Below are 14,439 nucleotides of genomic sequence, written 5' to 3' on the forward strand. Positions count from 1 at the left end.
TGAGATTAACGACTTATTTTTATTTGTAATAAAGAAAAAAATGTCCGGCCTTTGCAGGACATTTTTTGTTTGGGCGATCAGAAACTATATTTGATGCCTAACATTCCCTGCGTATCGCTGTAGCCGTTGTCGCCAATTTGCTGGGCGACGTTGCCCCACAGTTGCAGACGCTGGCTAAGCTGGCCTTCAACGCCCACTTTCAGTTCGCCAATATTGCGGTTGCCTTTCACGTCGTTGCTGATGTCATCCATCTTCACGCTGTAGCTACGGGTGTTGTGAAGCCAGTTGGCTTCGACAAACGGCTGGAAGGTGCGGTCTTTGCCGTCATCCATGGCGTTATGGCCTTGCAGGTAGGCTTTGACGCCAAGACGCGTTTGCAGGTTGCCGTCGGTTTTATCCACCACCCGGGTGCCATTTTTCTCAACGTGCGTATCAGCCTGCACGTCCATCCAGGTGATTTGCGCTTTAGGCTGGATGTACAGCGCGTTACGCTCGCTGAATTCGGCCAGCTTCCAGGTGTAGCCCGTTTCGACAGAGGCGGTGATGCCGTCTGAATCATACTTTTCAGACGCCAGACCCTGTCCGGACACGGTGTTGTCAAACCAGTTATAGAGCAGCCAGCCATCGACATACGCACCGGTTTTATCGGCGTCGTTGGCATACCAGGTGCCGTACAGACCGGCGCTGTAGCCGCTGATCTCCCCACGGGATGAGTATCCGGTCAGGCTGGAGTGGCTGCGGCTCTTGCTGTTGGCGTAACCGGCCATCAGACCCAGATGCCAGCGATCGAAGCCGTCGGTGCTCCATTGCGCGATATCGCCGCCCAGTTGCATCACGTAGCGGTTGCTCTGGGTGCTGATCTGCCCGGAACCGTCCTTGAAGCGGTGATGTCCGCCGATGTGGCGCATCCACAGGCTGGTGACTTTCTGTTCGCCGGTTAACGCGTCGGTGTACTGGGTTTCACCCAGACGATCGTGAAGCCGGGTGGTGAACAGCGTGTTGGCGGCAAGGGTGTTCGCCAGATAGCTGCCGGTTTCCGGGCGATACTGGTGCGGACCTTCAGGTGTCGGAGACTCTGGAATTACGGGTTCTTTCGGCTCAGTTGGTGGAACCGGTTCTGGCAAGGCCAGGCTGGTCAACGACCAGTTCTGGTTGTCTCGTTTCACAAGGTCGTAGTCATATGCGCCTGCGACAATACGGCCTTCTTTCACAAAGGTACCGTTTGAAGTCCCTTCAACGTCGATAATACGGATACCTTCAATCGTCGCGGCTCCGTTACCGCCCGCGTTACTGACGCTGACGCGCGTGATGCCGTGGGTATCACCTTTCACAATCAGCTTATCCGTTGGCGACAGGTCATCACCCAGCACAGTGCGCAAGGCCAGCAAGCCGTTGTTTCCGGTGTAATCACCGTTAATTGTCAACAGGGTTGGGCTAAAGGCTGCTTGCACTTGCGACGGGGAAGAGAGTATCGCTGTGCCTGCCAGCTCCAGCGAATTCAGCGTCTGTGAATAGCCGTTAAGATCCAGCTGCGCGCCGCTGTCCACGCGGTAATCGGATCTTGCACTCAGGGTATTTTCTGCCCCGGCGCGCAATGTACCATTTGCGACGTGGGTAGGGCCCTGATAGGTGTTAGCGCCTGTCAGCGTGGTCGTCCCGGAGCCGAAATGGTTGACTTCGCCAATACCTGTGATTTTGGCCGAGAGTACGAAGTCGTCGCTGTTGTGATTAAAGTTGAGCTCTGCCGTGCTCATACCGCTGGTGTTGCCAAGGTAGATCCACGGCAGGTCCAGTGTTCCCGCAGCCTGTTGTGCTTCGCCCTTTGCGCCGCCAATATTCAGGATGCCGGTACTGCCTTCTCCCACTGCCAGCCAGATTAAGTTACCCGAGCGGACCGTTGCGCCGTTACTGATGGTGAGGATCCCGGTGGCGTCATTGGGTGTTGTTGCGAACCCCCCGAGGTAAATACCTTCCGTCACATCCAGCAGCGAGTTTTCACCGTCCACGAGGGCGACACCGTAGCCATTACGACTGGTGTTACTCGTATTGCCGACGTAGCCAATGTTCATGTGTTCGCTTAAGGAGAGGGTTCCGCCGCGGGTAATCACCAGGTTACCGCGCCCCTGATCGCCGACCACGCTCCAGACGGAAGAGACGGACGAATTTGCGCCATCGATGGTAACCGTTCCCTGCGCGTTTGCAGCATATTCTCCAATACGTAATTCATCAATGCCGCTGATTTTACTGCCGTTATTCACCAGCAGCGTACCTGAACCATCATGGGTCCCGAGTACCAGATTCAAATTGCCCAGTGTCCAGGTCGCACCATTCGTCAGCGTCACGCTGCCGTTTGCGCCATTACCGATCATACCGGCGGCGGTGGTGATAGCCCGACCATCGATCAGCAGTGAGCCGTCGGAGTTATCACCCACCCAAAGACTGCGGAAGTTATTCCATGCGGGGTCGGTATTTTCCGTGGCGGAAAGCGTAATATTTTGTCCATTATTAATAATGACAGTATCCCCCACACCTGTTGGTGGGGAAATATTATTATTGGCTACCGCAGTGGACGTTAAAGCCATGGAAATTGCAATGGCTAATAGAGTTTCAGGGAAACACTGTGCATTTATTTTCATATATTGACTCTTCCTTAAGATTTAAATATTACATCCAGGCATAAGCCAGAAAAGCCAGTGCTGAATACACGGCTATTTGTCGGGTTGCTCATGCAAATAAAATTCTGATGATTTTTAATATTATTTGCCGTTGGCGATATAGCGTAATCGTTTTGCCGCAGGCTTGCATTCGATATTGATAGGCTGAGTCTATTAACCGTCGTTAACAGAGTGAAAATATTTAAGTGATGGCTAATTATTTGATTACAAATGTTTATTGTTTTTGGCTATCCCTCCAGGAATAATGCAAATATAAGGCGGAAAACAACAGGATAGGCGAGGATTTTGATAAGATAGACTGAATAGATGCGAAGGATTAACATTAGTGTGAGTATCGCTTTAATATGTTTAATTACGGACGGGAATAATGTTTTTTAAGAATTTTAGGCTGGCTAATTATCATTGTTTTGATGACCGTCAATTTTTACATTGGTATTAATCTGAATGTTTTTTATCGATGTTAAGATTATTACCAATAAGTCTGTAAGGGTTTTGATAATAATCTTAAGTGGAGTTGTTCCGAACAGGGTTATGCATATTTACGCAATAATGAGAGATTTATTAAAAGACAGGGCTGTCGGTCATTATTTTATTTATATGCAGAAAGTGACTTAACTTTACCGTAGTATGCAAAAAAGGACTGAGCAGGCCGAAATCACAAAAGCAACCTATCACTGAAAGGGCTCTGGATTTTTTCTGGAAGCTGAACTAGTTATTAATCATCCCTGAACAGCGGCATGGATTCAGCGGTGATGATAGCGTCATAACATAACCTGGAGCTTCTCTATGAAAACTGGATATAAACTCTTGATTGGTGCGTTGGCTTTTGTGGCGACAAATGCGTTTGCAGCGGAGCTGTTAACAAAAGCTGAGTTTGAGAAGGTGGAGTCGCAGTACACCCTGATTGGCAACATCAATACCAGCAATGAAACGTCCACTCAGGATGCGAAAGAAGATCTGCTCAAAAAAGCGGATGAGAAAGGGGCTGATGTGGTCGTGCTGACTTCCGGTCAAACCGACAACAAAATTCATGGCACTGCCAATATCTACAAGAAAAAGTAATTCGTAAGCGTGCCGGATGGCGCTGGCCTGGTGAAATGTGTAGGCCGGGTAAGACGCTGTGTGTCGCCATCCGGCCGTTCATTCCTTCAGCCGTCGCCAGAATGTGGTTCTGCTGATCCCCAGATAACGCGCGGCGGCGCGCTTATCGCCGTTAAACTGCGCCAGCACCTGCTGTGGCGTAGCGGAAGGCGAAGGGTATGACGGCGATTCGTTCTCCGCCAGTTCCGGCAGTATCTGCTGTAATAAATGTTCATTCAGTTGTGGCATCGGTTCAACGCTTAAAAACAGTGCCAGCCGTTCCATCATATTGCGCAATTCGCGAATATTTCCCGGCCACTGATAGTGCAACAGCGCACCGGTACTCTGCGCCAGTCCGGCGCGCACCGACTCGGTAAACGGTACGGAGAGCGCGGCCAGCGATTGTTTTAAAAAACCTTCCGCCAGCGGCAGGATATCGGCGGGGCGCTCCCGTAGAGCCGGTAACGACAGACGTAAAATACTCAGGCGATAAAACAGATCGCGACGAAACTGCCCGCGTTTCATCTCGTCTTCCAGATTGCAGTGGGTGGCGCTAATCACCCGCACTGTCACCGGAATGGGGTGATGTCCACCCACCCGGGTGACCTCTTTTTCTTCCAGCACGCGCAGCAGTCGGGTTTGCAGCGGCAACGGCATTTCGCCGATTTCATCGAGAAACAGCGTTCCGCCGTGGGCGATTTCAAACAGCCCGGCACGACCACCGCGTCGCGATCCGGTGAAGGCGCCTTCCTCGTAGCCAAACAGCTCCGCTTCCAGCAACGATTCGGCGATCGCCCCGCAATTCACCGCGACGAACGGATGCGCCGTTTTGTCGCCGCGCGTGCCAGGACGCGTACAAAACTCGCGGTGAATGGCCTGGGCTGCCAGTTCTTTCCCGGTGCCGGTTTCCCCCTGAATCAGGACAGAGGCGGGTGAACGGGCATACAGCATAATGGTATGGCGCACCTGTTCCATCTGTGCGGACTCGCCACGAATATCCCCCAGCCCATAGCGGGTGCGCAGCGCCTGATCGGAGGCATAATGACCGTGGCGACGTTGGGTCAGGCGGGTCATGTCCAGCGCATCGCTAAAGGCCTGACGCACCGTGGCGGCGGAATAGATAAAGATACCGGTCATGCCTGCCTCTTCCGCCAGATCGGTAATCAGTCCCGCGCCAACCACCGCGTCAATGCCGTTTGCTTTCAACTCGTTAATCTGCCCGCGCGCGTCTTCTTCGGTGATATAGCTGCGTTGTTCCAGTTGCAGGTTGAAGGTTTTTTGAAAAGCCATCAGCGCTGGCAGCGTTTCCTGGTAGGTCACCACGCCAATGGAGGCGGTCAGTTTTCCGGCCTTTGCCAGCGCCTGCAGAACGTCAAACCCGCTGGGTTTGATCAGAATAACCGGTATCGACAGGCGACTTTTCAGATATGCGCCGTTCGATCCGGCGGCGATGATCGCATCACAGCGTTCGGTGGTCAGCTTCTTACGGATATAGGTGACCGCTTTTTCAAAACCGAGCTGGATGGGGGTGATGGTCGCCAGATGATCAAACTCCAGGCTGATGTCGCGAAACAGATCGAACAGTCGCGTTACTGAGACCGTCCAGATAACCGGTTTGTCATCATTCACCCGCGGGGGAAGCGTTGTCGTCGCCATAGCCAACCCAAAATAAAAGGACAGAGTAATGGGTGTAGTCTTGTTTCATAATTGTTGCAATGAAACCGGTCGGGACGTTTCATGAAACGTTAGCTGACACGCTTTTTTTCGCTTATCGCGGTATGCTGTGGTTTATCTTATTGTTATATCGATGGTTATTTAAAACACTCTCTTTCAAAGCGCCTTTGGCATAGCCCTTGCTTTATGTGAATCAACGGTTAGTTACAAGTTGATAACACGAGGATGGACTATGTCTCTGGATTCTCCGGGTCAGGCATTTCGCGCTGCACTCACCAAAGAAAACCCCTTACAAATCGTCGGCACCATCAACGCCAACCATGCGCTGCTGGCCCAGCGCGCCGGGTATCAGGCGATTTATCTTTCGGGCGGCGGCGTCGCGGCTGGTTCGCTGGGACTGCCGGATCTGGGCATCTCCACCCTGGACGACGTCTTGACCGACATTCGCCGCATCACCGACGTCTGTCCGCTCCCGCTGCTGGTGGATGCTGATATCGGCTTTGGTTCGTCGGCGTTTAACGTTGCGCGCACCGTCAAGTCGATGATCAAAGCCGGGGCGGCGGCGTTACACATCGAAGATCAGATTGGCGCCAAGCGCTGCGGCCATCGTCCGAATAAAGCGATCGTTTCGAAAGAGGAGATGGTCGATCGCATTCGTGCGGCAGTGGATGCCCGTACCGATCCCCACTTTGTGATCATGGCGCGTACCGATGCCCTGGCGGTGGAAGGTTTAGACGCAGCGATCGATCGCGCCCGGGCCTATGTCGAAGCGGGCGCCGACATGCTGTTCCCGGAGGCGATCACGGCGCTTTCGATGTACCGCCAGTTTGCCGATGCAGTCCAGGTGCCGATTCTTGCCAATATCACCGAATTTGGCGCTACGCCGTTGTTCACGACAGACGAACTGCGCAGTGCGAACGTGGCGATGGCGCTCTATCCGCTCTCGGCATTCCGCGCCATGAACCGGGCTGCTGAAAAGGTCTACAACGTGCTGCGCCAGGAAGGGACGCAAAAGAGCGTTATCGACATCATGCAGACCCGTAACGAACTGTATGAAAGCATCAATTACTACCAGTACGAAGAGAAGCTCGACGCGTTGTATATCAAGTAGGCCGGATGGCGGCTACGCCTTATCAGGCCTGGACGAAAACCCTCAGTACCCTACATATGACAATAATGATGAGGACAACATGAGCGACACAACGATCCTGCAAAATAATACCCATGTTATTAAGCCTAAAAAATCCGTCGCGCTGTCCGGCGTACCGGCGGGCAATACCGCGCTGTGCACCGTCGGCAAAAGCGGCAACGATCTGCACTATCGCGGCTACGATATTCTCGATCTCGCCCGGCAGTGCGAATTTGAAGAAGTCGCGCATCTGCTGATTCACGGCAAACTCCCGACCCGTGACGAACTTCAGGCATACAAAAGTAAACTCAAAGCGCTGCGCGGATTACCGGCTAACGTCCGTACCGTACTGGAAGCACTGCCAGCGGCATCGCATCCGATGGACGTGATGCGCACCGGCGTATCGGCGCTGGGCTGTACGCTGCCGGAAAAAGAGGGGCACACCGTTTCCGGCGCGCGTGATATTGCCGATAAGCTGCTGGCCTCGCTCAGTTCCATCCTGCTCTACTGGTATCACTACAGTCACAACGGCGAGCGTATTCAGCCAGAAACCGATGACGACTCTATCGGCGGCCATTTTCTGCACCTGTTGCACGGCGAAAAACCGACGCAGAGCTGGGAAAAAGCAATGCACATTTCGCTGGTGCTGTACGCCGAGCATGAGTTCAACGCCTCCACCTTTACCAGCCGCGTGATTGCCGGCACCGGATCGGATGTTTACTCGGCCATTATCGGCGCGATTGGCGCACTGCGCGGTCCGAAACACGGCGGGGCGAATGAGGTCTCGCTGGAGATTCAGCAGCGCTACGAAACGCCGGACGAAGCCGAAGCCGATATCCGTAAGCGCGTGGAAAACAAAGAAGTGGTGATTGGTTTTGGTCATCCGGTTTATACCATTGCCGATCCGCGTCATCAGGTCATCAAACGTGTGGCGAAGCAGCTTTCCGAAGAGGGGGGCTCGCTGAAGATGTACAACATTGCCGATCGTCTGGAAGAGGTGATGTGGGAGACGAAGAAGATGTTCCCTAACCTCGACTGGTTCTCGGCGGTCTCCTACAACATGATGGGCGTTCCCACCGAAATGTTTACCCCGCTGTTTGTTATCGCCCGCGTCACCGGCTGGGCGGCACACATTATTGAACAGCGCCAGGACAACAAAATCATTCGTCCTTCCGCCAACTATACCGGCCCGGACGATCGTGAGTTTGTGCCGATTGATCAGCGTCAGTAATTCATTACCTCTAAAGATAAAAAAACAGGAAACGTACCTTATGTCCGCTCAAATTTTAAATGTTCGCCCGGAATTCGATCGTGAAATCGTTGATATCGTGGATTACGTCGTCAACTACGAGATAGCGTCAACGGTGGCGTATGACACCGCCCACTACTGTCTGCTTGATACATTGGGCTGTGGTCTGGAAGCGCTGGAATATCCGGCCTGTAAAAAGCTGATGGGGCCGATTGTTCCGGGGACCGTGGTGCCCAACGGCGTGCGCGTGCCGGGTACCCAGTTTCAGCTCGACCCGGTACAGGCCGCGTTTAACATTGGCGCGATGATCCGCTGGCTCGACTTCAATGACACCTGGCTGGCGGCGGAGTGGGGCCACCCTTCCGATAACCTCGGCGGGATCCTGGCGACAGCGGACTGGCTCTCACGCAACGCGGTCGCGGCGGGTAAAGCGCCGTTGACCATGAAACACGTGCTGACCGGAATGATTAAGGCCCACGAAATTCAGGGCTGTATCGCGCTGGAAAACGCCTTTAACCGCGTGGGGCTTGACCACGTTCTGCTGGTCAAAGTGGCCTCCACCGCCGTGGTGGCTGAAATGCTGGGGCTAACGCGTGATGAGATCCTCAACGCGGTGTCGCTGGCGTGGGTCGACGGACAGTCGCTGCGCACCTATCGCCATGCGCCGAATACCGGCACGCGTAAATCCTGGGCGGCGGGCGATGCGACCTCGCGCGCGGTGCGTCTGGCGCTGATGGCGAAAACCGGTGAGATGGGTTATCCGTCAGCGCTGACGGCGAAAACCTGGGGGTTTTATGACGTCTCATTCAAAGGCGAGTCGTTCCGCTTCCAGCGTCCATACGGCTCCTACGTAATGGAAAACGTGCTGTTCAAAATTTCGTTCCCGGCGGAGTTCCACTCTCAGACGGCGGTTGAAGCGGCAATGACGCTGTATGCGCAAATGCAGGCAGCAGGTAAAAGCGCTGCAGATATCGAAAAAGTGACCATTCGCACCCACGAAGCCTGCATTCGCATCATTGATAAGCAGGGGCCGCTGAATAACCCGGCCGATCGCGATCACTGTATTCAGTATATGGTGGCGATCCCGCTGCTGTTCGGACGCTTAACGGCGGCGGATTATGAGGACGGCGTGGCACAGGACAAGCGAATCGATTCCCTGCGCGAGAAGATCCGTTGTGTTGAAGATCCGGCGTTTACCGCGGACTATCACGATCCGGAAAAACGCGCCATCGCCAATGCGATCACCCTGGAATTCACTGACGGTTCACAGTTTGACGAGGTGGTCGTGGAGTTCCCGATTGGCCATGCACGTCGCCGTACCGACGGGATCCCGAAACTGATCGAAAAATTCAAAATTAACCTGGCGCGCCAGTTCCCGACTCGCCAACAGCAGCGCATCCTGGAGGTCTCCCTGGACAGAACTCGCCTGGAGCAGATGCCGGTCAATGAGTACATGGACCTTTATGTCATCTAGAACCCGCTTCATCAGGCGTAAGTTCAACAGGAGAGCGTTATGTCTTTTAGCGAATTTTATCAGCGTTCTGTTACGCAACCGGAATCATTCTGGGCCGAACAGGCCCGGCGGATTGACTGGCAGCAGCCGTTTATCCGCACGCTGGATCACAGCCATCCGCCGTTTGCCCGTTGGTTTTGCGGCGGTACCACCAATCTGTGTCATAACGCCATTGACCGCTGGCTGGAGAAACAACCGGATGCGCTGGCGCTGATCGCTGTCTCATCCGAGACCGAAGAGGAGCGCACCTTTACCTTCCGTCAGCTCTATGACGAAGTGAACGTGGTGGCGTCAATGCTGCAATCGCTCGGCGTGCAGCGCGGCGATCGGGTTCTGGTATACATGCCGATGATCGCTGAGGCGCATATCACGCTGCTGGCCTGCGCACGGATTGGCGCGATCCACTCGGTAGTGTTCGGCGGTTTTGCTTCGCACAGCGTGGCGGCGCGCATCGATGACGCGAAGCCGGTGCTGATTGTCTCCGCCGATGCGGGGGCGCGCGGCGGTAAAGTGTTGCCCTATAAAAAGCTGCTCGATGATGCGATCGAGCAGGCGCAACATCAGCCGAAACAGGTGTTACTGGTGGATCGCGGGCTGGCGAAAATGGCGCGTGTGGCCGGTCGCGATCTCGACTTTGCGACGTTGCGCCAGCAGCATCTCGGCGCCACGGTGCCGGTGACGTGGCTGGAATCCAATGAAACGTCCTGCATTCTTTATACCTCCGGCACCACCGGAAAACCCAAAGGCGTGCAGCGCGATGTCGGCGGCTATGCCGTGGCGCTGGCGACCTCAATGGCGACCATTTTTGGCGGCAAAGCGGGGGGCGTGTTCTTCTGCGCGTCGGATATCGGTTGGGTTGTCGGGCATTCCTACATTGTCTACGCACCGCTCCTGGCAGGGATGGCAACCATTGTGTATGAAGGACTGCCGACGTATCCGGACTGCGGCGTGTGGTGGAAGATCGTCGAGAAATATCAGGTCAACCGGATGTTCTCGGCACCGACCGCCATTCGCGTGCTGAAAAAATTCCCGACCGCGCAGATCCGCAATCACGATCTCTCCTCGCTGGAGGTGCTCTATCTGGCAGGCGAGCCGCTGGACGAACCGACCGCAAGCTGGGTAACGGAAACACTGGGCGTGCCGGTTGTTGATAATTACTGGCAGACCGAATCCGGCTGGCCGATTATGGCGCTGGCCCGGGCACTGGATGACCGGCCGTCGCGCCTCGGCAGTCCCGGCGTGCCCATGTATGGCTATAACGTCCAGTTGCTCAATGAGATGACCGGCGAACCCTGCGGCGCCAACGAGAAGGGGATGGTGGTGATCGAAGGGCCGCTGCCACCCGGCTGTATTCAGACCATTTGGGGCGACGATGAACGGTTTGTGAATACCTACTGGTCGCTGTTCAATCGTCAGGTATACGCCACGTTTGACTGGGGTATTCGTGACGCCGACGGCTACTACTTCATTCTGGGGCGCACGGATGATGTGATTAACGTCGCCGGGCACCGGTTGGGCACGCGGGAAATTGAGGAGAGTATCTCCAGCTATCCGAACGTGGCGGAAGTGGCGGTGGTCGGGGTAAAAGATGCGCTGAAGGGGCAGGTGGCGGTAGCGTTTGTCATTCCCAAACAGAGCGACAGTCTGGAAGACCGCGATGTGGCGCATTCGGAAGAGAAGGCGATCATGGCGCTGGTGGACAGCCAGATTGGCAACTTTGGTCGTCCTGCCCACGTCTGGTTTGTTTCGCAACTGCCGAAAACCCGATCCGGCAAAATGCTCCGCCGCACGATCCAGGCCATTTGCGAAGGCCGCGATCCGGGCGATCTCACCACGCTTGACGATCCGGCGGCGCTGCAGCACATCCGCCAGGCGATGGAGGAGTAATCTGATGGCCCGATAGGGCGGCGTAAACGCCTTATCAGGCCTACAATGACTCAACATGTAGGCCTGATAAGCGTCGTGCCATCAGGCACTTAGCTCCAGCTAACACGATAGTGATAGCGCCCGGCGCTCAGTTGAAATTCCGGCGACACAGAAGGACTCCAGGAGTCGTCGCCGCCGACGCCCATATGGAAACCATCAATATTCAGCCAGGCCCCGGCCTCCGGTTGTAGCAGATGTCGATGGCTGGTCTCCATCAGTTGTTTCTGGCTGAATCGGCTGATGTTGAAAAGAAAATCACCGCGCCAGACGTGCGCACCGTACTTCAGTTCACGCGTACCGCAGCGCAGGCCGTTCTCACTGGGGAAAACGTAAGGGGTATACATCTCATCCAGTGATAAATCCCAGCGGTCAAAACAGGCAGAAGACAGGCGATCCGGGTAGTTTTCATGCGGACCACGCCCCAGCCAGTTCACCCGTTCTGCTTCCTGCGCCAGTTGGCAGGTCAGACCGATACGTGCCGGATGCGGCGTGCCGCTGGCAACATCGACATCAACGGCGATCTGCATTTCGCCGTGGCCGTCGATGCGCCAGGCTTTACGGCTGATAAACAAGGTTTCACCCTGATACTGCCAGGCGTGAACGGTGGCTACCTGAATCGCGTCTGCAAGGGTATCGGCTTCGCATTGCAGCAACACCGCCTGCGCCTGGTAATGCCCGGCGGCTTTCCAGCGCTCAACCCAGGCATTAGGATCGATCCGTGTCACCTCACTGATACCAATATCGTTATCCAGCGGCGCGCGGGTAAATTGATCGCGCAGTGGCGTCAGTAACTGGGCTTCATCGCCAATCCAGTATTGCGTTAACGTGCCCTGCTGGCGGCAGAATTCCCAGCGCTTATGACCGAGCGTGACGGTAAATGCGGCGTCGCTGACGCTGAGCTGTGGCGCAGTACTGGCGCGCGGTGAGCATACGACGCTCAGTTTTTCCTCCAGCGGCCACTGCTGCCAGGCGCTGATGTGTCCGGCAGGCGACCAGGCGGTTGCCTGCGGTTGTTCCACACGCACCGTCAACCAGAGCTGACCTGCCGCGTCAGGCTGTGTGATGTCCGGCAGGGTGATGCGCTGACGACCCTGCGGCGCGATATCCAGCGTGACCTCCCCGGTGGCAACTGGGTTGCCATCCAGAGCGAGGGTCCAGTGCAGGATCTCGTTGTCGCTATGGCGGAACAGATATTCGCTGGTGACCTCAATCTGACGTTGCGCGCCAGGCAGCCACGTGAATTGGAAAAACTGTTGCGCGTGCTTCGCCTCAAACAACGACGGATGCGGCGTGCGGTCGGCAAACACCAGCCCGTCCATACAGAACTGGCGATCGTTAGGCGTGTCGCCAAAGTCGCCGCCGTACGCGGACCAGGGGTTGCCTTCGTCATCGTATTTAATCAGCGACTGATCGACCCAGTCCCAGACGAAGCCGCCCTGCAGGCGCGGGTACTGGCGGAACGCCTGCCAGTATTTGGCGAATCCGCCGAGGCTGTTACCCATCGCGTGGGCATATTCGCAGAGGATCAGCGGGCGCTGTTCGCCGGGCAGCGACAGCCATTTTTTGATTGACCACTTCGGCACTGCCGGGAACGGCTGATCCTGATCGACGCGCGCATACATCGGGCAAATTATATCCGTTGCCGCCGTGTCCGCGCCGCCACCTTCATACTGCACCGGGCGTGACGGATCGTCTGATTTCAGCCAGCGATACAGCGCGTCATGGTTGACGCCGTGACCCGATTCATTCCCCAGCGACCAGATAATAATGCTCGGATGGTTGCGATCGCGTTGCACCATGCGCGTCACGCGCTGGCTCATGGCGGGCAGCCAGGTCGGGTCGTCGCTCAGGCGATTCATCGGCACCATGCCGTGGGTTTCGATGTTGGCCTCATCCACCACATACAGACCATAGCGATCGCAAAGTGTGTACCATCGCGGATGATTCGGATAGTGGGAGCAGCGCACGGCGTTAAAGTTGTTCTGCTTCATCAGAATGATGTCCTGCACCATCGTCTCTTCGTCCATCACCTGACCGTTTTCAGGATGATGTTCATGACGGTTGGTGCCGCGAATCAGCAGTGGCTTACCGTTCAACAACAGCAGGCCATTTTCAATGCACACCTTCCGGAAGCCGACATCGCAGGCCTCGGCTTCAATCAGTGTGCCATCCGCCGTATGGAGCAGCACAACTGCGCGATAAAGATGCGGTGTTTCGGCGCTCCACAGTGAAGGCTGATCGACATGCAGACGCAGCGTCGTGCGATTGCCATAGGCTCCGCGCTCATCAACGATCTCGCTGCCAAAAGGCGCGGTGATTTCGCCCGTCAGCTCGTCGCCATCCCACAGTTGAACGGTCACGCGCAGAGTGTCACGGCATTCTCCACGCATTCTGACCTCGGCGGCAAAGATTGCCCGGCTGAAATCCTCGTTGAGGTGGGTGGTGATGCGTAAGTCGCTGATTTGCGTGGCGGGTTTGTTTAACAGGGAGACATCGCGGAAAATGCCGCTCATTCGCCACATATCCTGGTCTTCCAGATAGCTGCCGTCGCTCCAGCGTAGCACCATCACCGCCAGACGGTTCTCACCGCTGACCAGAAACTCACTGAGATCAAATTCCGACGGCAGGCGACTATCCTGACCGTAGCCCACCCAAAGCCCGTTGCACCAGAGATGAAAAGCGGAATTTACGCCATCAAAGATAATTCGCGTCTGTCCATCACGTATTTCAGCTTCGCTGATTGTAAAGGTGAGCGAATAACATCCTGTCGCATTTTCATGCGGCACATACGGCGGATCCACCGGGATCGGATAGGTCACGTTGGTATAAATGGGGGCGTCATAGCCGAGCAACTGCCAGTTTGATGGCACCGCGATCGTATCGGCATCGTCCAGATCGCCCAGACGCCAACGTTCCGGCACCGCTTCCGGCGAGGCGAACCAGATAAATTTCCACGCGCCGTTCAGACTGCGAACGGAAGATGAGGCGGTATTGTGACGCGCATCAGTCGCGTTGCGCCAACTGGCAAAAGGAGGATGCGCCTCCAGACGGTTTAGCTGCGTGACGCCGGGATTTTCCCAGTCGCGTCGGGCCAGTACGGCGGCGAGTGAATTCGTGCTGAAGGTCATGGAGGCATCCTGTTGCGCAGTTTGTTCGTTCACAGGTTGCTGAAGATACGGTGTGCGGTGAAAGC

8 protein-coding genes are annotated in these 14,439 nt (G+C 55.6%); 5 read left to right on the top strand and 3 right to left on the bottom strand.

What is annotated here, in order from left to right; all coding sequences use genetic code 11:
* Nucleotides 1–77: 77 nt before the first annotated feature.
* Nucleotides 78–2,582 carry an autotransporter outer membrane beta-barrel domain-containing protein gene (locus tag HVZ37_RS05200; RefSeq protein ID WP_249418379.1) on the bottom strand — a complete coding sequence of 835 codons (2,505 nt, stop codon included), beginning with the start codon at nt 2,580–2,582 and terminating at the stop codon, nt 78–80.
* Between the two features lie 879 nt (nt 2,583–3,461).
* Between HVZ37_RS05200 and yahO the strand changes: the two genes are divergently transcribed.
* Nucleotides 3,462–3,737 carry a DUF1471 family periplasmic protein YahO gene (yahO, locus tag HVZ37_RS05205; RefSeq protein ID WP_043001665.1) on the top strand — a complete coding sequence of 92 codons (276 nt, stop codon included), beginning with the start codon at nt 3,462–3,464 and terminating at the stop codon, nt 3,735–3,737.
* Between the two features lie 78 nt (nt 3,738–3,815).
* On the opposite strand, the gene prpR is transcribed toward yahO, so the two are convergent.
* Entirely contained in the window at nt 3,816–5,411 is a 1,596-nt protein-coding gene (gene prpR, locus HVZ37_RS05210; protein ID WP_181628169.1) for a propionate catabolism operon regulatory protein PrpR, read from the bottom strand.
* 250 nt (nt 5,412–5,661) lie between these two features.
* Between prpR and prpB the strand changes: the two genes are divergently transcribed.
* The 4 genes from prpB to prpE all read left to right on the top strand — a co-directional run bounded on the left by prpB (nt 5,662) and on the right by prpE (nt 11,207).
* The gene (gene prpB, locus HVZ37_RS05215) at nt 5,662–6,540 is read left to right on the top strand and encodes a methylisocitrate lyase (RefSeq protein WP_044268728.1); all 879 of its coding nucleotides are present in this window, start codon (nt 5,662–5,664) and stop codon (nt 6,538–6,540) included.
* 79 nt (nt 6,541–6,619) lie between these two features.
* A complete protein-coding gene (gene prpC / locus HVZ37_RS05220) occupies nt 6,620–7,789 on the top strand; it encodes a 2-methylcitrate synthase (RefSeq protein ID WP_043001662.1) in 1,170 nt (389 codons plus the stop codon).
* A 40-nt stretch (nt 7,790–7,829) separates the two neighbouring features.
* Nucleotides 7,830–9,281 (top strand): bifunctional 2-methylcitrate dehydratase/aconitate hydratase, encoded by a 1,452-nt coding sequence (locus HVZ37_RS05225; protein WP_044327221.1) that lies wholly within the window; start codon nt 7,830–7,832, stop codon nt 9,279–9,281.
* A gap of 39 nt (nt 9,282–9,320) precedes the next feature.
* Nucleotides 9,321–11,207 carry a propionate--CoA ligase gene (gene prpE, locus HVZ37_RS05230; protein WP_181628170.1) on the top strand — a complete coding sequence of 629 codons (1,887 nt, stop codon included), beginning with the start codon at nt 9,321–9,323 and terminating at the stop codon, nt 11,205–11,207.
* A gap of 89 nt (nt 11,208–11,296) precedes the next feature.
* Here prpE and HVZ37_RS05235 read toward each other — a convergent pair whose 3' ends face one another.
* Nucleotides 11,297–14,374, bottom strand: coding sequence for a beta-galactosidase (locus tag HVZ37_RS05235; protein WP_181628171.1), 3,078 nt, complete (start codon nt 14,372–14,374; stop codon nt 11,297–11,299).
* Between the last annotated feature and the right edge of the window lie 65 nt (nt 14,375–14,439).

This window comes from Citrobacter sp. RHB35-C17, assembly GCF_013816795.1.
In the GTDB taxonomy this organism is placed as follows: Bacteria; Pseudomonadota; Gammaproteobacteria; order Enterobacterales; family Enterobacteriaceae; genus Citrobacter_A; species Citrobacter_A amalonaticus.